Source organism: Streptomyces sp. NPDC047853, from assembly GCF_043204535.1.
GTDB lineage: Bacteria > Actinomycetota > Actinomycetes > Streptomycetales > Streptomycetaceae > Streptomyces.
Window position 1 is genome coordinate 97,165 of the sequence record NZ_JBIDCI010000008.1, and the last position, 23,982, is coordinate 121,146.

The 23,982-nt window shown below is 71.7% G+C and carries 20 protein-coding genes and 2 pseudogenes; 11 read left to right on the forward strand and 11 right to left on the reverse strand.

Annotation, left to right across the window (positions count from 1 at the left end; genetic code table 11):
• Positions 1-5: 5 nt before the first annotated feature.
• The 5 genes from ACGF5T_RS17145 to ACGF5T_RS17165 all read right to left on the reverse strand — a co-directional run bounded on the left by ACGF5T_RS17145 (position 6) and on the right by ACGF5T_RS17165 (position 7,164).
• Positions 6-1,241, reverse strand: coding sequence for a S8 family serine peptidase (locus ACGF5T_RS17145; RefSeq protein ID WP_366767034.1), 1,236 nt, complete (start codon positions 1,239-1,241; stop codon positions 6-8).
• The gene (locus ACGF5T_RS17150; protein ID WP_356610003.1) at positions 1,238-4,552 is read right to left on the reverse strand and encodes a right-handed parallel beta-helix repeat-containing protein; all 3,315 of its coding nucleotides are present in this window, start codon (positions 4,550-4,552) and stop codon (positions 1,238-1,240) included. Before ACGF5T_RS17150 ends, ACGF5T_RS17145 begins: the two co-directional genes overlap by 4 nt.
• Before the next feature lie 74 nt (positions 4,553-4,626).
• Entirely contained in the window at positions 4,627-5,799 is a 1,173-nt protein-coding gene (locus ACGF5T_RS17155) for an RICIN domain-containing protein (protein ID WP_366767035.1), read from the reverse strand.
• A gap of 68 nt (positions 5,800-5,867) precedes the next feature.
• Entirely contained in the window at positions 5,868-6,524 is a 657-nt protein-coding gene (locus ACGF5T_RS17160; RefSeq protein WP_366767036.1) for a type VII secretion system-associated protein, read from the reverse strand.
• A gap of 295 nt (positions 6,525-6,819) precedes the next feature.
• Positions 6,820-7,164, reverse strand: coding sequence for a hypothetical protein (locus ACGF5T_RS17165; protein ID WP_366767037.1), 345 nt, complete (start codon positions 7,162-7,164; stop codon positions 6,820-6,822).
• 10 nt (positions 7,165-7,174) lie between these two features.
• On the opposite strand from ACGF5T_RS17165, the gene ACGF5T_RS17170 reads away from it, so the two are divergent.
• The 3 genes from ACGF5T_RS17170 (at position 7,175) to ACGF5T_RS17180 (ending at position 10,152) form a co-directional block, all read left to right on the forward strand.
• The gene (locus ACGF5T_RS17170; protein ID WP_366767038.1) at positions 7,175-7,906 is read left to right on the forward strand and encodes a mannose-binding protein; all 732 of its coding nucleotides are present in this window, start codon (positions 7,175-7,177) and stop codon (positions 7,904-7,906) included.
• Between the two features lie 224 nt (positions 7,907-8,130).
• A complete protein-coding gene (locus tag ACGF5T_RS17175) occupies positions 8,131-8,883 on the forward strand; it encodes a DUF899 family protein (protein WP_392888394.1) in 753 nt (250 codons plus the stop codon).
• A 153-nt stretch (positions 8,884-9,036) separates the two neighbouring features.
• Positions 9,037-10,152, forward strand: coding sequence for a MerR family transcriptional regulator (locus ACGF5T_RS17180; RefSeq protein WP_366767039.1), 1,116 nt, complete (start codon positions 9,037-9,039; stop codon positions 10,150-10,152).
• A 105-nt stretch (positions 10,153-10,257) separates the two neighbouring features.
• Here ACGF5T_RS17180 and ACGF5T_RS17185 read toward each other — a convergent pair whose 3' ends face one another.
• On the reverse strand, positions 10,258-10,731 hold the full coding sequence (locus tag ACGF5T_RS17185; protein WP_366767040.1) for a hemerythrin domain-containing protein: 474 nt from the start codon (positions 10,729-10,731) through the stop codon (positions 10,258-10,260).
• A 313-nt stretch (positions 10,732-11,044) separates the two neighbouring features.
• Here ACGF5T_RS17185 and ACGF5T_RS17190 point away from each other — a divergent pair, with 313 nt between their 5' ends.
• On the forward strand, positions 11,045-12,049 hold the full coding sequence (locus ACGF5T_RS17190; RefSeq protein ID WP_392888279.1) for an urea transporter: 1,005 nt from the start codon (positions 11,045-11,047) through the stop codon (positions 12,047-12,049).
• Positions 12,050-12,148: 99 nt separating this feature from the next.
• Here the strand turns inward: ACGF5T_RS17190 and ACGF5T_RS17195 are convergent.
• Positions 12,149-12,418 (reverse strand): annotated as a pseudogene (locus ACGF5T_RS17195) (NADP oxidoreductase); the annotation flags it as partial.
• Positions 12,419-12,895: 477 nt separating this feature from the next.
• Here ACGF5T_RS17195 and ACGF5T_RS17200 point away from each other — a divergent pair.
• Positions 12,896-13,762 carry a class I SAM-dependent methyltransferase gene (locus ACGF5T_RS17200; RefSeq protein ID WP_366767042.1) on the forward strand — a complete coding sequence of 289 codons (867 nt, stop codon included), beginning with the start codon at positions 12,896-12,898 and terminating at the stop codon, positions 13,760-13,762.
• On the forward strand, positions 13,762-14,472 hold the full coding sequence (locus ACGF5T_RS17205) for a GNAT family protein (protein ID WP_366767043.1): 711 nt from the start codon (positions 13,762-13,764) through the stop codon (positions 14,470-14,472). Before ACGF5T_RS17200 ends, ACGF5T_RS17205 begins: the two co-directional genes overlap by 1 nt.
• Positions 14,473-15,178: 706 nt before the next feature.
• Here the strand turns inward: ACGF5T_RS17205 and ACGF5T_RS17210 are convergent.
• From ACGF5T_RS17210 to ACGF5T_RS17220, 3 genes are all read right to left on the reverse strand, one after another.
• Positions 15,179-15,460, reverse strand: coding sequence for a hypothetical protein (locus tag ACGF5T_RS17210; protein WP_361013397.1), 282 nt, complete (start codon positions 15,458-15,460; stop codon positions 15,179-15,181).
• Between the two features lie 34 nt (positions 15,461-15,494).
• Entirely contained in the window at positions 15,495-16,262 is a 768-nt protein-coding gene (locus tag ACGF5T_RS17215; protein WP_366767044.1) for an SDR family oxidoreductase, read from the reverse strand.
• A gap of 196 nt (positions 16,263-16,458) precedes the next feature.
• Positions 16,459-16,818: a metalloregulator ArsR/SmtB family transcription factor gene (locus ACGF5T_RS17220; RefSeq protein ID WP_361013571.1), complete on the reverse strand. Its 360-nt coding sequence runs from the start codon at positions 16,816-16,818 to the stop codon at positions 16,459-16,461.
• 144 nt (positions 16,819-16,962) lie between these two features.
• Between ACGF5T_RS17220 and ACGF5T_RS17225 the strand changes: the two are divergent.
• The 3 genes and pseudogenes from ACGF5T_RS17225 to ACGF5T_RS17235 all read left to right on the forward strand — a co-directional run.
• Positions 16,963-17,181: pseudogene (locus tag ACGF5T_RS17225) on the forward strand (carboxymuconolactone decarboxylase family protein); the annotation flags it as partial.
• A gap of 513 nt (positions 17,182-17,694) precedes the next feature.
• A complete protein-coding gene (gene abc-f, locus ACGF5T_RS17230) occupies positions 17,695-19,329 on the forward strand; it encodes a ribosomal protection-like ABC-F family protein (protein ID WP_366767045.1) in 1,635 nt (544 codons plus the stop codon).
• A gap of 79 nt (positions 19,330-19,408) precedes the next feature.
• Positions 19,409-21,067, forward strand: coding sequence for an ABC-F family ATP-binding cassette domain-containing protein (locus ACGF5T_RS17235; RefSeq protein ID WP_366767046.1), 1,659 nt, complete (start codon positions 19,409-19,411; stop codon positions 21,065-21,067).
• A gap of 169 nt (positions 21,068-21,236) precedes the next feature.
• On the opposite strand, the gene ACGF5T_RS17240 is transcribed toward ACGF5T_RS17235, so the two are convergent.
• On the reverse strand, positions 21,237-22,199 hold the full coding sequence (locus ACGF5T_RS17240) for an SDR family NAD(P)-dependent oxidoreductase (protein WP_361013390.1): 963 nt from the start codon (positions 22,197-22,199) through the stop codon (positions 21,237-21,239).
• A gap of 135 nt (positions 22,200-22,334) precedes the next feature.
• Here ACGF5T_RS17240 and ACGF5T_RS17245 point away from each other — a divergent pair, with 135 nt between their 5' ends.
• Together ACGF5T_RS17245 and ACGF5T_RS17250 are read left to right on the forward strand one after the other, a co-directional pair.
• On the forward strand, positions 22,335-22,928 hold the full coding sequence (locus tag ACGF5T_RS17245; RefSeq protein ID WP_366767047.1) for a TetR family transcriptional regulator: 594 nt from the start codon (positions 22,335-22,337) through the stop codon (positions 22,926-22,928).
• Between the two features lie 136 nt (positions 22,929-23,064).
• Positions 23,065-23,967, forward strand: a complete 903-nt coding sequence (locus ACGF5T_RS17250) for a diiron oxygenase (RefSeq protein ID WP_356610015.1) — start codon at positions 23,065-23,067, stop codon at positions 23,965-23,967.
• The last annotated feature ends 15 nt before the right edge of the window (positions 23,968-23,982 follow it).

Consider the following 23,982-nt stretch of genomic DNA (forward strand, 5'->3'; position numbering starts at 1 on the left):
GGTGCTCAGTCGCGGCCGGTGTCTGCCGGGCGCCAGCCGCGGGCGCGGGCCCGCGGGACGGCGAGGACGGCCCAGAGCACGGCGAGGACGCCGGCGGTGCCGAGGAGGACGAAGACGGTGGCGCGGTCCACGGCCCGGTCGGCCAAGGCGGTGTCCCGTACGGTGACCGGTCCCGCCGCCGCCCGCGTCCGGGCGGGGGCGTCCGCGTCGTCCAGCACGGTGGTGAGGGCGGCGTACGCGTCCAGCTGCGGGGTGTCCGCCGGATAGGCGGTGGCCGTCAGCCGGTGGACGATCTCCTCGGGGGTGTCGTCCGGGCGGGCGGCGCGGATCAGCGCGGCGGTCCCGGCGGTGTAGGCGGCGGCGACGGAAGCGCCGGCCCCGAGGTAGTGGCCGTCGCCGCGCGGACCGCCGGAGACCACGCCGGCGCCGGGCGCGGCGAGGTCGATGTCGGCGGTGGGCAGGGCGTCGGCGGGGCGGTCGCCGCCGGGAAGCATGTCGGCGACGGACAGGACCCCGGGCTCGCCGGCCGGCCAGTAGGTGCGGGTCGGCGTCTCCCGCGTGGCGTTGCCGGTCGGCGGGTCGGGGGTGGCGGCGGCGACCACCACCGCGCCCGCGTCGATCGCTTCGGCGACGGCGGAGGTCAGCCCCTCGTCCCGCTTCGGCAGGGCCACCCCGATGGCGATCACGTCCGCGCCGGCGGCGGTCGCGTCGCGCACCGCCCGCGCGACCAGTGCGGCGTCGGCCGAACCGCGCTCGTCGGTGCCGCGCAGGGCCAGCAGCTCCGCGCCCGGCGCGACGCCGGGCAGCCGGGTGGTGCCCCAGCCCTCCCCGACGATCAGTCCGGCGAGGAAGGTGCCGTGTCCGACGCAGTCGTCACCGGCCGCGCCCCGGGCGGTGACCCGGCCGCCGAGTCCCGCGGCGTCGGCGCGGACCCCGGTGTCGACCAGGGCGACGGTCGTTCCCGCCCCGGTGCCGTGCTGGTGCGTCCGGGCCAGGTCGAGGCGCTGACGCGACCAGTCCTGTTTCTCGGCCTTCTCCCGCGAGGCCGCGGTGCACTCCGCGGCGTCGGCCCCGGGGTCGAGCGCGGAGGGCATCGGCGGCAGCCCCTGGCGCTTGCTGTCGGCGGCGGGCGCCGCGCTCGCCGGCCCGGCCACGGCGGGCGCGGCCACGGGCAGCAGCAGGGTCGCGGCCAGCGCCGCGCCGCACAGGGGGCGGACCGCGCCCGTCCCGCGGCGCTTCACCGGGCCGCCTTCGGGATCGCGGCGGTGACGTCCGCCGGCAGCAGGACCCGCAGGTCGTCCAGTGTGGGCGCGGCGAGCGAACTGAGCCGCCCGGCCTGTCGGGTGACCATCGCCTCGACCATCTGCCGGGCCAGCCGGGCGTTGCCGAAGGACTGGTCGCGGGGCAGCGTGTCGAAGTACTCGCGCAGCAGCGGACCGGTCCCCGGACCGCACTCGTACCCCATGGCGGAGGCCTGGGCGCGCACGATGGTGACCAGTTCCTCGGAGGTGTAGGCGGCGAAGGCGACGCGGCGCGGGAAGCGCGAGGCGAGGCCCGGGTTGGAGGCGAGGAAGCGTTCCATCTCGCCGGTGTAGCCGGCGACGATGACCACGACGTCGTCCCGGTGGTCCTCCATCAGCTTCAGCAGCGTGTCCACCGCCTCCTGCCCGAAGTCGTTGCCGCCGCCGCGCGGGGTGAGGGTGTAGGCCTCGTCGATGAAGAGGACGCCGCCGCGGGCGCGGTCGAAGACCTCCCGGGTGAGCTGGGCGGTGTGTCCGACGTACCGGCCGACGAGGTCGGCGCGGGCCGCCTCGACCAGCTGGCCGCGCTGGAGGATGCCCAGCCGGCCGAGGATCTCGCCGTAGAGCCGCGCGACGGTGGTCTTGCCGGTGCCGGGCGGGCCGGTGAAGACCAGGTGGTGGCTGAGCGACGGGACCGGCAGTCCGGCGGCGGCGCGGTGGCGGGCCGTGGTGATGAGGTTGACCAGGTCCGTGACGTCGCGCTTGACCTCGGCGAGGCCCACCATGTCGCCGAGGCGGGTCAGCGGGTCGTCCTCCGGCACGCCGGTCCCGGCGGCCTGCTCGGCGGCGGACGTGGACACGTCCTCCGGCAGCAGCAGCCGCAGGTCGCGCTCGCCGACCTGCTGGAGGGTGGCGAGCCGGACCGCCTGCCGGTCCACCATCTCCTCGAAGACACCGCGCGCGGCACGGCCGTTGCCGAACCCGGCGTCCCGGGGCATCGCCTCGAAGTGCGCGGCCAGCGCCGCCGCCGTGCCCTCGCCCAGTTCGTACTGGTGCGCGGCGCACATGCTCTCCATGATGGCGACCAGTTCGGGCACGGAGTAGTTCTCGAACTCGACCGTGCGGGAGAAACGCGACCCCAGACCGGGGTTGGAGGCGAGGAACCTGGTCATCTCGTCGGTGTAGCCGGCGACGATGACGACGACGTCGTCGCGATGGTCCTCCATCAGCTTCAGCAGCGTGTCCACGGCCTCACGGCCGAAGTCGGCGCCGCCGTGTCCGCTGTCCGAGGTCAGGGTGTACGCCTCGTCGACGAAGAGGACACCGCCGAGGGCCCGTTCGAAGGTCTCGCTCGTCTTGATCGCCGTACCGCCGACGACCTGGGCGACGAGGTCGGCGCGCGAGACCTCCACGAGGTGTCCGTCGCGCAACGATCCCAGTTCGGCGAGGATCGCGCCGTAGAGGCGGGCGACGGTGGTCTTGCCGGTGCCGGGCGGGCCGGTGAAGACCAGGTGACGGCTCATCGGCGGGGCGGACATGCCGAGTTGTTCGCGGCGCTGGGCGAGCTGGGTGAGGTTGACCAGCGTACGGACCTGTTCCTTGACGTTGTCCAGGCCGATCAGCGCGTTCAGGGCGCCCAGCGGTCCGTCGGGCCGGTCCCTGGCGGGCGCGTCCGCGGCCCCCGAGCCCGCCGGGTCGGTGTTCTCGGCGCTGCCCGAACCCCAGGCGTCGCGCTTGCCGTTGCCGGTACTGGTGAGACCTTCCACGGCGAGTCGCTCGCCGGGGTTGGTCTGGACGAGGCCGCCGCCCTCGTTCTCCCGCGCGAGGCAGTTGACGAGCGAGATCGACGCGGTGGACTCCACGCGGAAGCCGTCCTTCGCCCCGCCGGCCACCTCGCAGCCGCTGAGCGAGGCGATGGCACCCTCGCGCAGCAGCACGCCGTGACCCCGCGGGGTGTGCACCGAGGTGCGGTTGGCGGTCAGCTCGCCGCCGGCGTCGACGACGACGCCGTCCGCGCCGGACCTCTCGACGCGGAAGTCCCGGACGGTGACGTGGCCACCGTCCTCCAGGACGAGGCCGCTGTCGGTGGCGTCGAAGACACCACCGCCGGCCAGGTACAGGGTGCTGCCGCCGGCGACGCGCACACCGGAGCCGGCCGGCTGCACGATCTCGCAGTCCTCGATCCGGCCGCGGGCGTCCTTGGCGGCGGTGATGCCGTCACCCGACGGCTCCACGAGACGGGCCCGGCGCAGCAGCGGGTTGGCCCCGGCGCGCAGCGCGATCGCCGGGGCGCCGCCGATGACCTCCAGTCGGTCCAGCTCCGCCGCCGCGTCCTCCTCCAGGAGCACGCCGGTCTCGGCGCAGTCGCGGACCGTCAGGCCGGTCAGTGCCGGGGAGGCCGCGCCGGCGACCCGCAGCGCCACGCCCTGGGCGCCGTCCACCCAGCAGTCCTCGAAGGTGCCCCGCGCCCGGTCGGTGACGACCACTCCGTGGCCCCGGGTACGGGAGACCCGGCAGCGGCGCAGTACCGGGTCGGTGCCCCCGGCCAGGGTGACACCGGTGCCGGACGCGCCGGTGACCCGGACGTCCTCCAGTATCGTGCGGCCGCCGCTGCTCAGATGGACGCCGTTGGCGGTGTCGTGCACGACCGTGCGGCTCACGGTGAGCGCGGAGTTGCCTTCCAGGGCGAGGGACGGCTTGTCGGTGGAGGAGATGTCGCAGTCCTCGACCGAGCCGCGGGCCTCACCGTTGGCGAGGATGCCGTTGCCGCGGGCGTCACGCACCGTGCAGCCCCGGACGCGGGCCTCGCCCTGCTCGGCGATGACCAGGCCACTGGTGCCGAGGTGTTCCAGGGTGCAGCTCTCCACGGTGGTCGGCGTGGTCGAGGTGACCACGATGGCCGCGCCCTGGGAGTTGCTCACCCGGCAGTCCCGCAGCGCCAGCGAGCCGGTGCCGCCGGCCAGCATCGCCGTCCAGGCGGCACCGGCTATCTCGCAGCCGTCGAGCGCGGCCTGGCCGCGCCGCACGTCCACGGCGGGCGCTTCGGCGTCGCTGCCGCGCAGCGTGAGCTCCGACAGCATCACGGCGTCGGCGCGCAGCGCGAGGACGCTGCCCGACCGGGGCCGGATCTCCACGGTGCCCCGTCCCTCGGCGGCGGTGAGGGTGACCCGGGTGTGGATCACCAGGTTCTCCGCGTACGTCCCCGGTCGGACACTGATGAGCGCGCCGGTGCGGGCCGCGGCGAGTGCCTCACCGATCGTCCGGAAACGGTCCCGGTCGTCGGGACCGACCGACAGTACCTGGCGCGACACGCGCGAACCTCCTAGCTCAGTCTGCGTCTTGGGCAGGGCCCGGGCGAACGGGCAGCGGACGGCCGCTTCCCCGTTCAGACGCTCCATTTCTGGTTGTCCAGCCCCGTGCAGGTCCACAGTTGCACACGGGCCCGGGCGTTGTGGTCGTGGCCTTCGATCTCGACGCACATGCCCACGGCCGTGTTCACGAGGTCGTGGGCCTCGTTGAGCGCGAACTTCTGCGCGGCGACGCCGGTGCAGCGGGCGAGCTGGATGGTGGTGCCCTGGGTGAAGTCGGCGCCCGCCACGTCCATGCAGAGTCCCCGCGTGCGGAGGGTGCCGTCGGAGGCGAACCGGAACTTCTGCGCGTCGGCGTTGTTGCAGTCCCACATCCACAGCGCCTTCCCGTCGGAGAAGTCACTGCCGGGTACGTCGATGCAGCGGCCGGAGAGGTGGCTGTGGAACGACACGGGGAGGCCGAGAACGGGCCCCGCGGGGGCGTTGTCGTCGGCCTTCTCCGCGACGTCCTCGGCGGAGTCCTCGGCGCCGGCAGCCTTCTCCTTCTCCTTCTCCGTCTCCGCCTTCTTCCGCGCTTCCGTCTTCTGCGCCGCGTCCCCGGCTGCCTTGCCCGGGTCGTCCTTCTCCTCGCCCCCGGCATCCGGCTTCGGCGCCGGTACCGCCTTCGACTTCGAGGGCTCCTTCTCGTCCGCGGAGCCGGTCGGCTGGGGGGAGTTGACCGCGAAGTCGCCCGTCTCGTCCTGCTCGTCCCCGCCGAGGACGGTCGCCGCGGTCGTCGACGCCCGCTCCTTCTTGTCGTCGTCGTCCGGCCCGAGGAGCAGGAACGGCACCGCGATGAGCAGCGAGCCTCCGATCGCGGCGGCGGCCAGCACGGCCCGGCCCGGCCGTCCCACCGGCTTGGCCGCGTCGTCGGGTTTGTCGATGGCCGTGGCGGTGATGGTCCGCACGAGCAGGGGGAGCCGGCTCTTGGCGACGGCGGCGCCGCCGGCCTCGGTGTCGCTTCCGGTGCCGGCACCGGTCCGGGCGCCGGAGGCGGTCGCCGGGGCGGCGGCCTCGGCCTGAGCCTCGGCCACGGGCTCCGCCTTCTCCTCCGGGGCGGCGGCGGCCTCGCTCGCCGGTGCCGCCTCAGCCTCGGGCTTCGCCGCGGGAGCCGCTTCCGCACCGGGGCCGGCAGAGGAGGTTTCGGCCGCGGCGGCGGACTCGGTGCGGTCGTCCGCCGACGTACTCGTGCGGGGTTCGGCGGCAGGCATCCGCTCGCCGTGGGAACCGGAATCCGTGCGCGCAGCCGGAGAGGTGGGGGGCCGCTGCGTCGGACGTGTCACGGGTACCTCCCGGAGGTGTGAGGCCTAGGGCCTGCCGGATCCTCGCCGTGGTCCGCCGGAACGCGGTCCGCCGGAACGAGGAGGGGGGCGACCGCACCGGCGTTGACCAGCAGCGAGATGGTGGGGGCGTGGGCCAGGGTGCGGGTCAGCTCCCGGGCGGGAAGGGTGTCATGGCGAAGTGTGGTGGACATGAACGCGTGTGCCGGTGAGGTGAACACGAGCACCACGGGCTCTCCGTCCTGCCCCGCGGCGACCAGCGGGGTACCGTCCGGCCCCGCCACGACGGTGATCGTGGCGTCCGCCAGCACGGCGACGGCCTCCTCCACGGAGCCGTAACCGGTCGCGGCGCGCTGTGCCGCCGCGTCCACGGGGTCGGTGGGCTCGGGCCAGCCGAGGGCACGGGCGGAGGGGCGGTAGGCGGGGTTGGCGCGGTAGGTACCGACGTCACCGGCGTCGTCCGACCGCCACTCCCCCAGCACCGCCCATTCCGGCGGGGGCCGCTCCTCGGTCCACTCCGGGTCCACCACGCCGATCCAGTGGCCGGGCGCCTGCCGGGCCGCGGCGCGGACGGCCTCGGGTATCGCGGGGGTGCCGTCGGTCTCGACGGTGCCGGAACCGGACGACGAGGCCGGGGTGCCGGGTGTGGCCTCCATGTGCTCTCCGGGCCGCATATCCACCTGAACTCTTGTTCCTCCGAACCGACGTTGATCAGCCGGAGCCAACAGAATGCCACAAGGGCCTGCGTGTTGGGCCGTCGGACGATGCCCGCATCAGGCCCTGACGTGCCCGTTTGCCGCCCGGTCAGGAGACTTTGCGGGAGCAGTCGCCCGCACCCGGACATTGTGACGGACGGTATTGCCGGGGCAGGAGTGGATCGGACACCTGCACGGGCTATGTTCGTACGCCGGTACGCCGTCGGATCCGCCCCGCTCCGTCCCCAGGGAGTATTCACATGCCCTCACAGAAGCCCGCCAGCAACGCGAACGCGACGCCGGCCTCCGCTTCCCCGGACACCCCGCAGCCGACCACCGCTCCGGCCACCACAGCCATCCCGGCGGCGGAGGAGGAGCGCACCGCGCCCACCGCGGAGGCCTCGTCGTCCCCCGGCTCCCCTGCCGAGGCGTCCGCGAAGGCCGTGCCGACCCCTACGGCCACCACCGAGGCGGGCGGTTCGCCGACGAGGGAGTCGGGAGAGTCGGTGGCAGCGGAGCCGGGAGAGTCCACGGCGAGGGAATCGTCCGCGGCGAAGGAATCGTCCACGGGCGAGAAGCGCACGGCCGTCGCGGTGGCCACCGCACCGGCAGTGCCTGCCAAGACCGCCGGCGGCGTCGACAGCGGGCGTCCCCGCAAGCCGATCCTCGCCGTGGCCGGGATCCTCGGGGCTGCCCTGATAGCCGTACCGCTGCTGCTGGCAGGTGACGCGGACGACGACAAACGGCCGGACAGTGCGCAGGAGTTGGCCGCGGGGAAGTCGGACACCGTGCTGGACCCGGGCTCGGCCGGCGCAGCCCTGGACGACTACGTCGTGGAGAAGCCCACCCCGACGGCGACCGAGAAGGAGCCGAAGCCGAGCCGGCCGGTCAAGGTCGTCGCTCCGCCACCGGCGCCGAAGCCCGAGCCCCCGACGAGCGCCCCGGAGCCGAAGCCCGCGACGAGCGCCCCGGTGAAGAAGGCCGCGCCGAAGCCGAAGGCCAAGCCGACCCCCAAGCCTGACTGGACCGCCTCGACGGTCCACGCCGTCAGCACGCTTGAGGTCAGCCAGGCCTGGACCACCAACCGCATCCGCATGGTGATGCAGCCCGACGGCAACCTCGTCGTCTACAACGAGAAGAACAAGGCGACCTGGGCCTCGATGACCTTCGGCGAGAACCACCGGGCCATCTTCCAGTCCGACGGCAACCTCGTCATCCACAACGGCGACGACCGCCCGATCTGGGCCACCGACACCTGGGGCAACGAGGGAGCCCGGCTGATCCTGCGCGAGGACGGCAAGGTGGTCATCGCCCGCTCCGGAACCGTCCTCTGGTCGACCTGATCCCACGGGCCGGCCAGGGCCCGCCTTCCGGCACTCCCACCGTGCCCGCCGACGGCCTCGCCGCCCCGTCGGGCGAGGCGTGCGGGTGCACGTCGTCGTGCCGCTGTTGGACCGAATGAGCGAGCCGCCCGGGGGCTACCGCGTGGCGGCCGGGAGGGCGGCGCAACCCGGTGGCCATGCTGGTGCAACGTGACCTTCCTGGCAGCCTGCCGGTCCAGATGCGCATGGAGACGCTCGTGAACGATCCATCACCGAGCCCGGCCCTCCCGCCTGTGGTGGACAGGCAGACCTTCCAGGAGTCCCGGGAAGCTCTGCTCGCACGGGAGAAGGCGCACACCCGTGAAGGAGACGCGATCGCGGCGGCGCGAAGGCGGCTGCCGATGGTGGAGATCGACGCCACCATCGAGGTCGTCGGCCCGGACGGGCCGATCACGATCCTCGACGTCTTCGAGGGCCGTAAGCAGCTCATCGCCTACTTCCACGCCTGGTGGCCCGGGCGGCCCGCCGCCGGGCAGTGCGAGGGGTGCACGTTCTTCAACAGCCAGGTCCGCGAGCTCTCCTACATCCATTCCCGCGATGCCACCTACGCCACCCTCTGCAAGGGTCCCTACCAGGAGAGTGTCCGCTACCGGGACTTCCTGGGTCTGGACATGCCGTGGTACTCGGTCGAGGAGACGGCGCCACAGCTCCTGGAGGGGCGTGACTGGCAGCGTCACCACCTCGTCTTCTACGTCCGCGACGGGAAGCGGGTGTTCGAGACGTACTACACCGGCGGCCGGGGCGTCGAGATCATGACGCCCACCCACGGGCTGCTCGACATGACCGTCTACGGGCGCCAGGAGGGGTGGGAGGACTCTCCCGACGGCTGGCCCCAACCCTGGTACTCCGCCGAGAATCCCGAGGAGTGGCGTACGAACGGGCGCCCCATCGCCCAGTGGTCCCGCATCGAGGCCGGCCGCTCCGACGAGCTGACCTGAGCCTCGTCCCGCAATCACGGGTTCTCGGCGAACGCGCAGGTCGTCGCGGACACCGGGAGGCGCCTGTCGTGGCCACCGCCCAGTGGCGCCAGGAACGGGGCGGGGAGCGAAATACTTGACCCTCACGCGGCGTCATGCCCCATCGTCGGGGACGTGGAGGAACACCTGACCGTGGGGCGCGTGGCCGAGCTGGCCGGCGTGAGCGTCCGCACGTTGCACCACTACGACGAGATCGGCCTCGTGAGGCCGTCCGCGCGGACACCGGCCGGATACCGGGCCTACTCGGCGGACGACGTGGAGCGGCTGCGGGAGGTACTCGGCTACCGGCGCCTGGGCTTCACGCTGCGGGAGATCGCGGCCCTGGTGGACGACCCGGCCACCGACGCGGTCGCGCACCTGCGCCGGCTGCGCGGCCTGCTGCGGGAGCAACGCGACCGCACGACCGCCATGGTGGCGGCCATCGACAGGGAACTGGAGGAACGAGCCATCGGAATCAAGGCGACGCCGGAGGATCAACTGAAGGTGTTCGGATCACAGTTGTACGAGACCATCGGGTCCGCCTACCCGGCGACACGGCGCACCGAGCCGCGCATCGCCGCGCGGATCTGGGAGGCGCTCGGGGACGCCCGGACGGTACTCAACGTCGGGGCCGGCACCGGCTCCTACGAGCCCACCGACCGCGAGGTCACGGCGGTGGAACCGTCCGCGGTGATGCGGGCGCAGCGTCCCGCGGGTGCGGCGCCGTGTGTGGCCGCCGGCGCGGAGGCACTGCCGTTCCCCGACCGGTCCTTCGACGCGGCGATGGCGGTCAGCACCGTTCATCACTGGCCGGACCCGCTCGCGGGGCTGCGCGAGATGCGACGGGTGGCCCGCCGTGTGGTCGTGTTCACCTACGATGCCGGCACGAACGGCTGGCTTGAGCGCTTCTGGCTCACCCGCGACTACTTGCCTGAGTTCGCCGGCCTTCTCGCCGGCTGGCCTTCACTGGCCGACATGACCCGTGCGATCGGGGGGCGTGCGGAGCCGGTGCTCATTCCGTGGGACTGCGCCGACGGCTTCTTCGAAGCCCACTGGCGCCGGCCCGAGGCGTACCTGGACGAGCAGGTGCGTCGCGCGGTGTCGGTATGGACCAGGGTCGGGCCGCAGGCCGAACAGCGGGCGGTGGACAGCCTCCGCGACGACCTTTCCTCGGGTCGCTGGGCCGAGCGGAACAGGGACCTCGTGGCCCTGGACAAGGCGGAGTTGGGCCTGCGCCTGCTCGTGGCCTGAAGTGCCGCGCCCTCGTCGGGGACGAGAGGACGAGAGCGCGAGGCAGCGACCTCGCGCCCGGTAGGTCCAGGGGGCGGGCCCGTCACCGGCGCCGCCGTCCCGGTCTCAGGTCATCGGTCCCAGCACCTCAGCGGGTGCGGCTGCCAAGTCGAGGGTTTCGAGCACGCTGAGCAGCTGCCGCTCCTCGTAGCGGAAGTGGTTCTCCATGATGGCGGCGATGCCTTCGAGGTGTTGGTCGAGCTCTTCCGGCGGCGCGGCCCGGTCGACCGCGGCCTGGAGGCCGCGCAGCAGGTGGGCGATCATCGAGTGGTCCTGCTCCAGCGAGCGCAGCACCGGGCGCAGCTCGGGGTGCGCAGCCGCGATGGCCGGGAAGAGGGTCCGGTCCTCGCCTTGATGGTGGCCGTCGAGAGCCGCGCAGAATCCATGGCAGTACAGCAGCAGTTCCCGGGTGGCCGCCTCACCGGGAGTGCCGTCGGCAAGCGCGGTGCGGGTCACGGCCATCGCTTCCCGCAGCCGGCGGTGGACTCGACGGAGTTCTTGGCTCCAGGCAACCAGCCTGGTCGTCTCGCGCTCAGTCACGCGAGGACGAAGGGTACGACGAGGGCATCGTCGGGCTCCTTCGATACGGCGCCTCCATGCCTGACACGGTCTGCCACCGGCACGCGACGCTGGTCATACAGTACCGCGCCTCCCGCCGCGTCAACACCGCTTTACGCATGCTCGTCGTGCGCCGACTGAACTCCTCCCGGAGGGCGCCGGAGCTGCCCGAAGTGCTCCTCGGCGGAGTCCGCCGCGGCCTCCAGCCATTGTGCTGAGCCTCGCCGCGACCCAGGCATTCGATATCGTATGACGGAAACAGTATACCGCTTGATGGAAGAGACGGGGGCGGCGCGTGGGACGGTCGGTACGGGTCCGGTGGCGGTGGCAACCGGCGCACACCCCGGACTTCTGCACGCGCGTACTGCGCGGCCTGGGACAAGTGGTGTTCCAGGCGAACCCGTGGACGGGCGGCGTCTTCGTCGTGGCCCTGTGTGTCGCCGACTGGCGGTACGCCGCGTACGCGGTGGGTGGCGCGGCCCTGGGCACCTGGACCGCCCGCGGTCTCGGCGTGTCACGCGACCGGCAGGAGGCGGGACTCGAGGGCGTCAACTCCGCGTTGCTCGCTCTCTGTCTCGCCGTGCTCCTCGACCGGGACCGGCCCGCGACGGCACTGCTCGCCGCCGTCGGCTGCATCGTGGTCACCATCGGCACGGCGGCGACGGTGCGCCTGCTGAGCACCTGGAACCTGCCGCCGCTGACCCTGCCGTACTGCCTCGTCGCGGTCTCGGTGACCGTCGCCGCACCGGCCTTCCGGCGGGTCCGGCCGCACGAAGAGAGCCTCGCCGCGCTGCCCGGCCCGGCCTCCGGGCACGGCACCCTGCACCCGGGCGACCTGCTGCGGGCGTTCCTCCACAACGTCTCCCAGATCTTCTTCCTGGAACTGTGGCACGTAGGGGTGCTGTTGCTCGCAGGCGTCTTCCTGGCGAGCAAGGCGGCCGGGCTGGTCGTCTGCGCGGGCAGCCTGACGGCCGTCGTGACGGCGTGGGTGCTCGGGACCCCGGCCGAGCGGATCGCCGACGGCACCATGGGTTACAACGCGGTACTGGTCGCGCTCGCGCTGTGCGGGGTGTTCCTGCCCGCGACGCCGGTCACATTGCTGTACGCCGTCCTCGGCGCCGCCACCGCGACCGCTCTGACGCCGGCCGTCGCCGCGCTGCTCGCACCGTCCGGCGGGCACGCCTTGACGTGGCCGTTCGTGCTGACGACGCTCGGTTTCCTGGCCGCCTCCCCCTCCTTGCCGCGGCTGGCCGGCACGAAGTCGGGCGCGGATACGGTGTGTCCGACCCGCGCCGTCTAGGTCGTGCTTTGGAAGCCGACTCCGTCCCTCGTCCCGCGTCGTGATGATCTCGAAGGGCATCGCGATCGTGGGATGCGGAGCTCTTGGGAGTAAGAACTCCTAACGAAAAGCCTCTTCTGCGGTTTGTGGCTCCTCGTCTCTCGGTCCGGCGGCATAGGCCAGCGGGGGTGCGATGGCTTGGGCATCGGCTCCCTCGCCGACCCATAGCCCGATGAAGAGTGCCGCGGTCGCTTCCAGCGGTCCCGCTCGTTCGAGAGAGCCGCCGGCCACGGGTTCACAGCCGACATGCCGCACCAACTGGTGCACAAGTGCGAGAGCCGTTTCGTCGTCGCCACAGACCGGAACAGCCAGTCGCCGCCCCAGGAACAGAAGTCACCCCCCACCGAGGTAGCTGACCGCTGCAGGATTGGGCGGCTATGGTCGCGGAGTGGACCGCAGGCGTAGGCGGACACCCCGCCGGGCCGGGCGGCGTGGGGGTGGGCGTGGGCGCAGGTGATCGGGCCCCACAGGGGCGACCCGCCTTCGGTCCTCGTTACTGGCGTGGTGGCGGCTTGCCACGCGGTGGGTCAGGGGCTGTCCGAGAACGGTCCGGGAGCGCCCTGCGGGCTCTCCCGGAAGCGACGCGCGGGTTCGCTGTGCTCCCTCGCGCTGCGGTCCTGCGCGCGCACCCTGTTCGGGTCGGGTAAAGGTGCAGGGCCCACGGCAGTTCATGAAGCCGATCTCCCTCACCCCCGCAACTTTCCATCCGTTCGGGTGGTTTGGTGCGCGTCATGTCTCAAGTTTTCCGTGGTCGGCCCACAGTCGGTGCGGCATGTTGAGGCGGTGGATTTCTTGGGGCAGGAACCGATGACCGATACGGTGGGTGAGACGGCGCTGTGGACGCTGTACCACCGCTCCCTGGCAGCCCGCGATCCCGAATGCGGCCTGGCCGATCCCAAGGCCATCGAAGTGGTCGAGGCCTTGGACTACCCGTTCGCGCAGCGTTTCGGCACGGACAACCGCGGATGGGCCCGGGGCATGGCGGTGCGGGCGCGGTGTTACGACCGTGAGGTGCGCGGCTTCCTGGCCCGGCATCCGCGCGGCACGGTGGTCTGTCTGGGCGAGGGGCTGGAGACGCAGTTCTGGCGAGTGGACAACGGCATGGTGCAGTGGCTGGGGGTCGAACTCGCCGAGTCGGCCGCGCTGCGTCGCCGGTTGCTCCCGGACACTGACCGGTGCCGGACTTTGACCGGTTGCCTCCTGGACGAGCGGTGGACGGAGGAGGTCGACGCCTCGGAAGGTGTCCTCGTCCTGGCACAGGGTGTGCTGATGTACATGGCCTGGGACCGTGTGCGGACCCTGGTGGAGGCGTGCGCAATGCGTTTGCCGCGGGCACAGTTGGTGTTCGACACCCCACCGGCATGGTTCGCCGCAGGCACCGTCCGTGGCTGGTTCCACTATCCGGCCGGGTATCGGCCACCGCCGATGTCGTGGGGTATGACACCCACGCGGCTGCGCGAACTGCGTGCCTGCCCGGGGGTGGCCGCCGCGTTGCCGGTGCGTGTGCCCCGTGGAGTGGGCCTGTGGTGGGGCCGGGTGGCACCTGTGGTTGACCATGTGCCCGGGCTGCGCTCGTACGGGCCCCTGTCTGTGACCCGCCTGCTCTTCGCACCCGTCCCCCATCCCGGCCGGCCCGCCGCCGCCCAGCCATCCCACAGCCGCGAGGAGCGCTGATGACCACCCTTCCCGACAAAGCCGAGTACAGCTGCGTGAACACGCCCCTATCCAAGGCGCCGACCTCGCCACCGACGTCCGTCCCGAGTACTCCCCTCGTGCCGGTGGAGGGAACCGTCCTGCGCCTGCGCGAGTTGGAACACGCTGACGCCGACGCCGTTCTGGACATCTTCGGCGACTCCCGCACCACCCGCTGCTACGGCTCCCAGCCGTTGACCGCCGCCGGCGCACGTGCCGTGATCGATCACGCCCACACGCAAGCCCGGCAGGTCCCCCGTACCTTCTACCGGCTGGGTGTCGTCATCCGTGACACCGACGAACTCATCGGCACCGCCAAGCTCTCCCTCACCCCTCCCTCCACCGACCAGTTCGTCGCCTGCAACCACCGCGCCGCCGAGTTCGGCATCGCCCTGAGCCCCGACCACACCAACACCGGCCTTGGTGCGGAGGTCGGCTCGCTCCTGGCTGTCCTGGCCTTCGACCGTCTCGCCCTGCACCGCATGTGGTGCCTCCTGATGCCCACCAACACCGCGGCGATCCGCGCCCTGGACAAAAGCGGTGCATTCATTGAGGAAGCGCGACTTCGGCACTTCGCGCATGTCGATGGCATCTGGCACGACATGCTCCAGTACTCCATCCTTGAGGACGACTGGAAAGCACTGCGCCAGAACAGGTCGATCCGCGCTACGTGCAGCCCCACCGCGACCTGATGACGGTCGGGCCGTCCCCGGGCACGTGGTGCATCTGGGCGTGTCAGGGTCGGCGGCGGAACCAGCCGCGACTCCTGCCCGGCTCATGTGCTCCGGCTCACATGGCGTGTCGGCCTGGACGCGTGCGGCTTGGGTGGCGGTCTTCTCGCGGGCGATGTCGTCGGCGCGGCACGTCCCGTACACGGACAGGTCACCGGCCGTTGACGCCTGGCTGTGCATGGTGGTTTCCTCCGACCGCCGGCCGGTGAACTTCTGCCCGCACCGCTTGCACACCGGCCGCCATGCCTTCCGCTCAGCGGCCCGGCACCGTTCTTCCTCCCCTTTGGCGCGGGCGGCCTGCGGCGGTACAGAGCATCGCCGTCGGGATTGTCGAGCGTGTCGGTCAGTGTCTGCTTGTCCGCGCGTCCCAGATGGCGCTACACAGCCGCCTGCGCGCCGTGCCTCTGTTCTTCAGAGCCGCGCGCAGGCCCGCCGCTGTGTCATCGGTCAGCTGCCGCAGATCAGCCTGGTCGGCGGCTGAGCAGAGTTCACCAATGCCGGACTTCCCTGGCTGCTGCGGGTGGGAAGTACGGCAGATCGTTCCATGGGGCCGGACTGCCGCTCGATGTCCTTCCCTCGCACGGCTTCGTGTGCAGTCGCAGGAGCGATCCGGCCGTGGCCCGGCACTCACCTGGGGCAGCCTCCACCGGATCGTCCTGCGCTCGGATCAGGATGTGGCCGTTTCCGCGGCCCATGCGCGTTGTTCTGCGGCGAGGCGAGCTTCGTCTTCGGCGGTGTCGGTGCCGGCGGCGCGGTGGACGACGAGGAGCTGGTTCTTGTCCCCGTACTTGTCGCGGTAGGCGATCACCGCGGGGCCGGCTCCGCTGGAGTGAGCGGGGAAGGCCTTGTCGGCACTCCAGCCGCCGTTGGTGGTGTAAGTGGCCCACCACAGTTTCTGGTCGTTGCCGCCGTGGCCGCGGTGGATGCAGTACAGATTGCTGTCGAACACGGCCAGGCCCGGGCCTTCCAGACTGCCGCCCGACTCAGATGAGTTCGAGCCCGCCGTCGACCGTGATCACCTGGCCGGTCGCATGACGTCCGGCCGGGTCGGCCAATCGGAGGATCCAGTGAGCCACTTCGTCCGCGTGCGCAATGTGACGGGCCGGAATGCGGTCACGCTCGTAGGCGTACATCTCCTCGGCCGCCTCCGGGGACAGACCAGCATGCAGCAAGACGTCGGTACGGGTGGGGCCGGGGGCGACCGAGTTGACACGGACCCCCTCACCGGCCAATTCCAATGCCCAACTGCGCGTCATCTGCTCGATGGCGGCCTTGGTAGCCGCGTAGTGCGCACCCCCCGCCATCGGGCGGTGCCCGTAAGTGCTGGAGAGGTTGATGATGGTCCCAGACGCCCTGCGCAGGTGTGGCAGGGCTTCTCGGGCCAAGAGGCTGGGCGCTACAACATTGAGCGCAAGCAGATCGACAACCGTCTTCTTGTCGGTCTCCGCAAGCGGCATGACCGCTGTCGCGCCGGCATTATTGATCAGGTGGTCGAGGCGACCCCAGCGCTCCACGGCGGCCCTCACCACCTTGCCGGGTGCACCCTCGCCGCAGATGTCGATCGCCATGACTTCGATGCCGGGGTGGGCGGCTGCGGTCTCCTTCAAAGGCTCCTTACGGCGCCCCACCCCGAGTACGTACGCGCCTGCTTCGGCGAAGGCGATAGCGGCGGCTCGGCCGATTCCGGTTCCCGCCCCGGTAACGATCGCAACGTGACCGGAGAACGTCTGGCGGGGGTCGTTCGCGGACATAAACACTCCATGTTCGATGTTCGTAGTACATAGAACATTATGAGCGAGGCAATTCGCGCCGTCAATCACGGAAGATGTCGGCGATCGCGTCCACGAGGAGGAGCCCCACGCTGACGCAGGGCGAAACCTGGTGTCATGCTCACGTCAACCATGAAGCCACGCACACTTGTGGCAGGCGCGTGTGCGGCAGGACTGCTTACGACGTCAGACGCGACTCGTCACGCTCAGTGACGTGCTCGCCGACGTGGTCGGCGGTGGCGGCGGCCAGCAGCGTCGACAGGAGGCCGGGGAAACGAGCCTCCAGGGCGTCACCTCGCAGCTTCACGTAGCAGCGCGTACCCTCTTGGCGACTTTGCGTCACACCAGCCTCACGCAGCGTTTTGAGATGATGGCTCAGCGTGGACTTGGCAACGGGAGCGTCGAACTGCCCCCAACCCCTCTCGGCGCCGTCGGAGAGGATCCGGACGATACCCAAACGCGTCGGATCGCTGAGCGCCCCGAGAAGACGAGGCAGGGAGATGTCGACGTCGGCAGGTGACGAGTGATGGCCCGGCATGTCGCTCATGCTACCGGACGTTCGGCAACTATCGAACATGAGGCGCGGCAGGTGCAAGAATGTGCTCCCCATCGGCGGGCACGCGGACGTGAGCGGGGTGCACTGTCACAGTCAGCGCGGCCACCTGGTCTGTCCATGTAGCACCTGAACTCGGCCGCAGGGGCGGTCGAGGGCACTCTCCCGCGAGCCACTCTGGAGCTGATGATGATCCGCGCCAGCCAGATCAATGGCTGTGGCCTCTGCACCGACATGCACACCAAGGACGCCACAGCGGCGGGTGAGGAATAGCAGCGACTGAACCTGGTGACCGTGTGGTGCGAGGCCACGGTGTTGGCGGCGCTGGAGCTGACCGAGTCCGCGTCGCCGAGGACTGAGCCGGCGAGCCGCCGACCTGTGTCCGCGGCATGGAAGCCCGGCTGAACTCCCGGCCGCGCTGGAGGTGCGGCCGGCGGCGCCCACCGCGAGCCTGCCCAGCCTCGCCGTGGCCCCACCGGCTTCGAGACGTGTGAGCAGCGCCGGATCTCCCGTGACACTCGTCGCCGAGTCAGCATCTGGCGCTCTTGACACGTGGTTCGACCTCTGCCGAAGGCCGCGTCCCGGACGCGCGTGCACACGTGCGCGACGCCGCTCCGCCCCCCACCCGGCTCCCGGCGGGCCGGCCGGTGCGGACTGCTAGGCTCGAAAGGGACACAGGTCACCGATCGAGGAGTCACAGACGTGGTGGGTGAAGACGACATCTCCGGGTGAGATCCGGATATGACGGCCACCGGCCGGCGCTCAGGAGCGCTGCCGAAGTGGTCCGTCTCGTCGTACCCCTTTCCCCGTCTGCCGCGGCAGAGGTCTCTGCTCTGCCCTCAGCGCTCCCGAGGTCTTCCCATGTCCGACGCAGCCGTCGTTTGCTCGAACCTTTCCTTCGCCTGGCCCGACGACACCCCGGTCTTCCACGACCTGTCCTTCTCCGTGCCCCCCGGTCGCACCGGCCTCGTCGCACCCAACGGCTCCGGCAAGACCACCCTGCTCAAGCTGATCGCCGGCGAACTCAAGCCCTCCACCGGCTCGGTCTCCTTCAGCGGCACTCTCGGCTACCTGCCGCAGAGCCTGCCCCTGACCGGCGACCTCACCGTCGCCGAGGTGCTCGGCGTCGCGGAGGTGATCCGCGCCCTGGACGCCGTCGAGTCCGGCGACGTCGACGAGCAGCACTTCGCCACCATCGGCGACGACTGGGACATCGAGGAGCGCACCCGCGCCCAGCTCGACCGCCTGGGACTGGCCGACCTCGCCCTGGACCGCAGCCTGAGCACGCTCAGCGGCGGTCAGGTCGTCTCCCTCGGCCTCGCCGCACAGTTGCTCAAGCGCCCCGACGTCCTGCTGCTCGACGAGCCCACCAACAACCTGGACGCGGAGGCCCGGCACAAGCTGTACGACGTGCTGTCGGACTTCAACGGCTGCCTGCTCCTGGTCAGCCACGACCGCGCGCTGCTCGACCGCATGGAGCGCATCGCCGAACTCGGCAGTGGCGACCTCCGCCTCTACGGCGGAAACTTCACCGAGTACGAGGAAGCCGTCCGTGCCGAGCAGGAGGTCGCCGAGAGGAACATCCGCAACGCCGAACAGGAGCTGAAGCGGGAGAAGCGGGAGGCGCAGCAGGCCCGCGAGCGCGCCGAGCGCCGCGCGAGCAACGCCGCGAAGAACCTCAAGAACGCCGGCCTGCCACGCATCTTCGCCGGCAACATGAAGCGGGGCGCGCAGGAGGCCGCGGGCAGGTCCGGCACGATGCACGCCGCCCGGGTCAGCGAGGCCAAGTCCCGCCTGGACGAGGCCGGGCGCGCACTGCGCGAGGAAGCGCGCCTCGCCCTGGAGCTGCCCGACACCCAGGTACCGGCCGGCCGCAACCTGTTCCTCGGCGAGGGGATGCAGGTCGGTCTCGGCGACGCGCACGTGTTCGGGGCGAACGGTGTCGACCTGGCGATCCGCGGCCCGGAGCGCATCGCGCTGACCGGACCGAACGGCGCCGGGAAGACCACGCTGATGCGCCTGATCACCGGTGACCTCGCCCCGGAGGCCGGCGACGTCACACGCAACGACGGCCGTATCGCGTATCTCTCCCAGCGACTGGACCTCCTGGACCTGGACCGCACCGTGGCGGAGAACTTCGCGGCGTTCGCCCCCGAGCGGCCCGAGGCGGAGCGCATGAACCTGCTGGCCCGCTTCCTCTTCCGGGGGCCGCGCGCCCACCTGCCGGTCGGGGTGCTCTCCGGCGGTGAGCGGCTGCGGGCCACTCTCACCTGCGTGCTGTGCGCCGAACCGGCTCCGCACCTGCTGCTGCTCGACGAGCCGACCAACAACCTCGACCTGGTCAGCGCGGGCCAGTTGGAGAGCGCGCTCAACTCCTACCAGGGCGCCTTCATGGTGGTCAGCCACGACGAGCGGTTCCTCGCCGCCATCGGGATCAGCCGCTGGCTGCGACTGGCCGACGGGACGCTGAAGGAGACCGGAGCCCCCGTGGTGTGAGCCGCCGGCGTGTGACCTGGCCCGCGCCCGAGGTTTCGCGCCCGGCGGGCCGACCACCGACCACACCGGACGGATCCCTGTGCCCCGACCCGCACTGCTCGCCCACGACCTCGTCCGCGACCTGGGCGGACGCCGTGTACTCGACGGCGTCTTCCTGACCGCCTCCCCCGGCCACCGCATCGGCCTGATCGGGGAGAACGGCGTCGGCAAGTCCACCCTCCTGCGGGTGCTCGCCGGCCTGGACGAACCCGACGCCGGACGTGTCACCCGCCCCGCCGATCTCGGCTTCCTCCACCAGGAGATGCCGTTCGACACCGCCTCGACCATCGGCGCGGTGCTCGACGAGGCGCTCCGCGAGGCCCGCGAGGACCTCGCGGAACTGGACCGGCTCGGCGAGGAACTCGCCCGGGCCCCGGAGGACGATCCCCGGCACCGGGAGCTCCTCGACACCTACGGCAGGCACCTGCAGCAGGCTCAGGACCGCGAGTCCTGGGACGCCGACCGCCGCGCCGCCCTGGTGCTGGACGGCCTCGGTCTCGGCAGGGTCGCACACGACCGCCCGCTCGGGTCGCTGTCCGGCGGCCAGCGCGGCCGGCTCGCCCTGGCCGCGCTGCTCGTGCGGCGCCCGTCCGCCCTGCTCCTCGACGAACCGACCAACCACCTCGACGACGCGGCCGCCGCCTTCCTGGAGGAGCAGATCCGGTCCCTGCCCGGCGCCGTGGTCGTCGCCAGTCACGACCGGGCGTTCCTCGACGCCGTCTGCACCGACCTGGTCGACCTCGACCCGGCGGTGGACGGCCCGGTCCGCTACGGCGGCAATTACAGCGCCTACCTGTCCCAGAAGCGGGCCGAGCGGGAACGTTGGGAGCGGCGGTACGCCGAGGAGCAGGCGGAACGGGAGGAACTGCGCATGTCGGCGGGCGTGACCGCGCACCGGGTCGCCCCGGACCGGGGCCGCGTCGACAACGAGAAGATGGGCTACGGCCACCGGGCGGGCCGGGTGCAGAACCAGATCTCCCGCCGGGTGCGCAACGCCACCCGGCGGCTGGAGGAGCTGGAGCGCGCCCAGGTGCCCCAGCCGCCGCGTCCGCTGCGGTTCGCCGCCGCTGACCTGGCGGCCCGGTCGGAGGAGGGCCCGCAGCCGCTGGTGGCCCTGCGCGACGTGCGCGTCCCGGGCCGGCTGGCACTGGACGGGCTGGAGGTGGCGGCGGCCGACCGGTTGCTGGTCACGGGCGGCAACGGGGCGGGCAAGTCGACTCTGCTCGGTGTGCTCGCCGGTCGCCTCCCGGCCGAGGGCGAGGTGCGCAGGCGGCACGGGCTGACGGTGGGGATGCTCGCCCAGGACACCGTGTTCGGCCGTCCCGAACGCACCGTCCGCGACACCTACGAGCTGTCGGTGGGCACGGCGCGGGCCGAGCGGGTGCCGCTGGTCTCGCTCGGGCTGATGCACGAGGCGGATCTCGGCAAGCCGGTCGGACACCTGTCCGTGGGGCAGCGCCGCCGGCTGGCGCTGGCGCTGCTCGTGGCGCGCCCGCCCCAGTTGCTGTTGCTCGACGAGCCGACCAACCACCTCTCCCCCCGCCTGTGCGACGAGCTGGAGGAGGCGCTGGGCACCGGACCCGGCGCGATCGTGGTCGCCAGCCATGATCGGTGGCTGCGCCGCCGCTGGCAGGGCCGCGAGGTCCGGCTGGAGCCGGTCCGCGACCCCCGGGCGGAGACGGTGCCGGCCCGGCCTTGATGCGGATGCGGATGCGGATGCGGATGCGGATGCGCCGCGGGAGGTACCGCACGCCCTCAGCGCGCGGCCGATGCGGCCGATGCGGCCGGGGTGTTCTCCGTGGGGATGTGGTCCGCATGCGGGATGCGCGTGACTGTCGCGCCGCGGGCGGGCGGTGTCCGGGGCCGGGTCAGTCGTGTGTGCCCAGGGTGTCGTGCGAGACCTGCCAGAGCAGCGACGCCGCCTCGGGGTCGAGGGCGTGGTCGGCCACGCCGGTACGGGCGGTCAACCTGTCGCGGACGGCCTCGTTGCAGTCCTCGAAGTAGCGGCCGCCGACCCCTTCGAGCAGCGGTGAGGCGGCGAGCAGGACGGAGGTCGCCGCACCCTGCTCCGTCGTCTTCCACCGCAACTCCGTGCCGCCCGGCGCCTGGGCGCGCAGCCGGGCGAGCTCCTCGTCGGAGACGTGGCGCTGGAGGTTGGTGCGGATCCCGCCGGGCATCAGCGCGTTGACGGTGATACCGTCCGCCGCCCAGCGCTTGGCCGCCTCGACGGCGAACAGGACGTTGGCGGTCTTCGACTGACCGTATGCCGACCAGGGTTCGTAGGCACGCCGGCGGAAGTGGATGTCCTCGAACACGACCCCGGAGCGGTGGTGGGCGCTGGAGCTGACGGCCACGACGCGGGCGCCGCCGTCCCGGGCCAGGGCCGGACGCAGGCCGAGGGCGAGCGCGAAGTGCCCGAGGTGGTTGGTGGCGAACTGGAGCTCCCAGCCTTCGGGGGTACGCAGCTCGGGCGAGGCCATCACGCCGGCGTTGTTGACCAGGATGTGCAGGGGCCCCTCCCATGCGGAGACGAACGCGGCGACCGAGGCCTGGTCGGCCAGATCCAGGGGGGCGACGTGCACGTCCTTGTTGCCGGTGGTCGCGGTGATGTCCGCGGAGGTGCGCGCGCCGGCGCCGGTGTCCCTGACGGCGAGGGTCACCTCGGCACCGGCCGAGGCGAGGGCGCGGGCGGTCTCGACGCCGATGCCGGAGGCGCCGCCGGTGACGACGGCGCGGCGGCCGGTCAGGTCGACGCCCGAGATGACCTCGGCGGCGGTGGTCTCGGCGCCGTAAGGAGTGGTGAGGCGGGTGGCAGGAGTGCTGGCGTTCATGGTCGTTCCCGTCTGGCCGGAGGCCTGGAGCTGGGTACGGAGACGGCTGCAGCCGGTAGAGTCGGAAACCGGAGGAGCCTCCGCATAACCGAGACTAAACGGAGGAGGCTCCGTTTGCAACCAGAGGAGAACCAGGTGACCACCCCCGACTCCCGGCCGCTGCGCGCCGACGCGCGCCGCAACCGCGACCGACTCATCGAGGTGGCCGCACGAGCCTTCGCCCAGGACGGGCCCGACGTGACCCTCGACGCCATCGCCAGGGAAGCGGGCGTGGGTATCGGCACCCTCTACCGCCACTTCCCCACCCGCGAGGAACTCGTCGAGGCGGCCTACCGCAGCGAACTCGCCCGGCTCTGCGACTCCGCCTCACAGCTCCTGGACGCCGGACCGCCGGACGCCGCCCTGCGCGCCTGGATGGACGGCTTCGCCCGCTACATGACCACCAAGCGCGGAATGTCCGGCGCGCTGCGCGCCCTCATCGCCACCGGGGGTGACCCCTTCTCCCGAAGCCGGGCCATGCTCACCGCCGCGATCACCGACCTGCTCCAGGCCGGCACGGCGGCAGGCCTGCTGCGCGCGGACGTCGAGCCGGATGACGTCCTCTTCAGCCTCAGCGGCCTCTCCCTCGCCGCCACAACCCCGGAACACCACACCCGGATGTCACGCCTGCTCGACCTCCTGATGGACGGCCTGCGCCACCAGGCCTCCTCGGGCACACCGGCCGACTGACAGCCGAGCAGCCGGATCACTCGGGGGTATGCACCGGACGGGTCTTGCTATAAAGTTCGTCAACAAGAGGCTGTTACCGGCAGTAATGGGCAGCCGAGAACGAGGCACCCCCGGACCCGACTCTAGGAGTCCCGACATGGCCCTCAGCAGGACCAAGAGCCGTACGCCCGACGACGGCATCGCGCGGCGCCTGCTCGACTCGTCCGCGCAGCTCTCGTACGACCCGCTCACCGAGGTCGACTGGGAGACGCCGCTCGACAAGGACTTCCACGGCGCCAGCCCCGAGTGGAGCACGCTCTACGGGACGGCGTACTGGAACGAGATGAGCGAGGCCCAGCGCAAGGCGCTGACGCGGCAGGAGGCCGCGTCGGTCGCGAGCACCGGCATCTGGTTCGAGATGATCCTGCAGCAGATGGTGCTGCGGGACATCTACGCCAAGGACCCGACCAGCGACACCTTCCAGTGGGCGCTCACCGAGATCGCCGACGAGTGCCGTCACTCGATCATGTTCGCCCGCGGTGCGAAGAAGCTCGGGGCTCCGGCGTACCGGCCGCACCGGATCGCCGTCGAACTCGGCAGGCTCTTCAAGACCGTCGCGTTCGGCGAGGCCGCCTACGCGGCGATCCTGGTGGCCGAGGAGGTCCTCGACGTCATGCAGCGCGACTGGATGCGCGACGAACGGGTCGTACCGTTCGTCCGGACCATCAACAACATCCATGTCGTCGAGGAATCGCGGCACATGAAGTTCGCCCGCGAGGAGACCCGCAGGCACCTCGCACGTGCCGGACGCACCCGCCGCCGGATCCAGGCACTCCTGATCGCCGTGGCCGCCTACGTCATCGTCACCAGCATGGTGAACCGCGAGGTCTACGCGAACGCGGGCCTGGACGAGGAGCGCGCCCTCCGCGAGGCGAAGGCCAACGAGCACCACAAGTCGATGATGCGGTCGAGCTGTTCGGGCCTCATGGAGTTCCTGACCTCGGTCGGCCTGCTCACCAAGCCCGCGCTGTTCTTCTACCAGCGCGCCCACCTCATCTGACACCCGGAGCCGAGC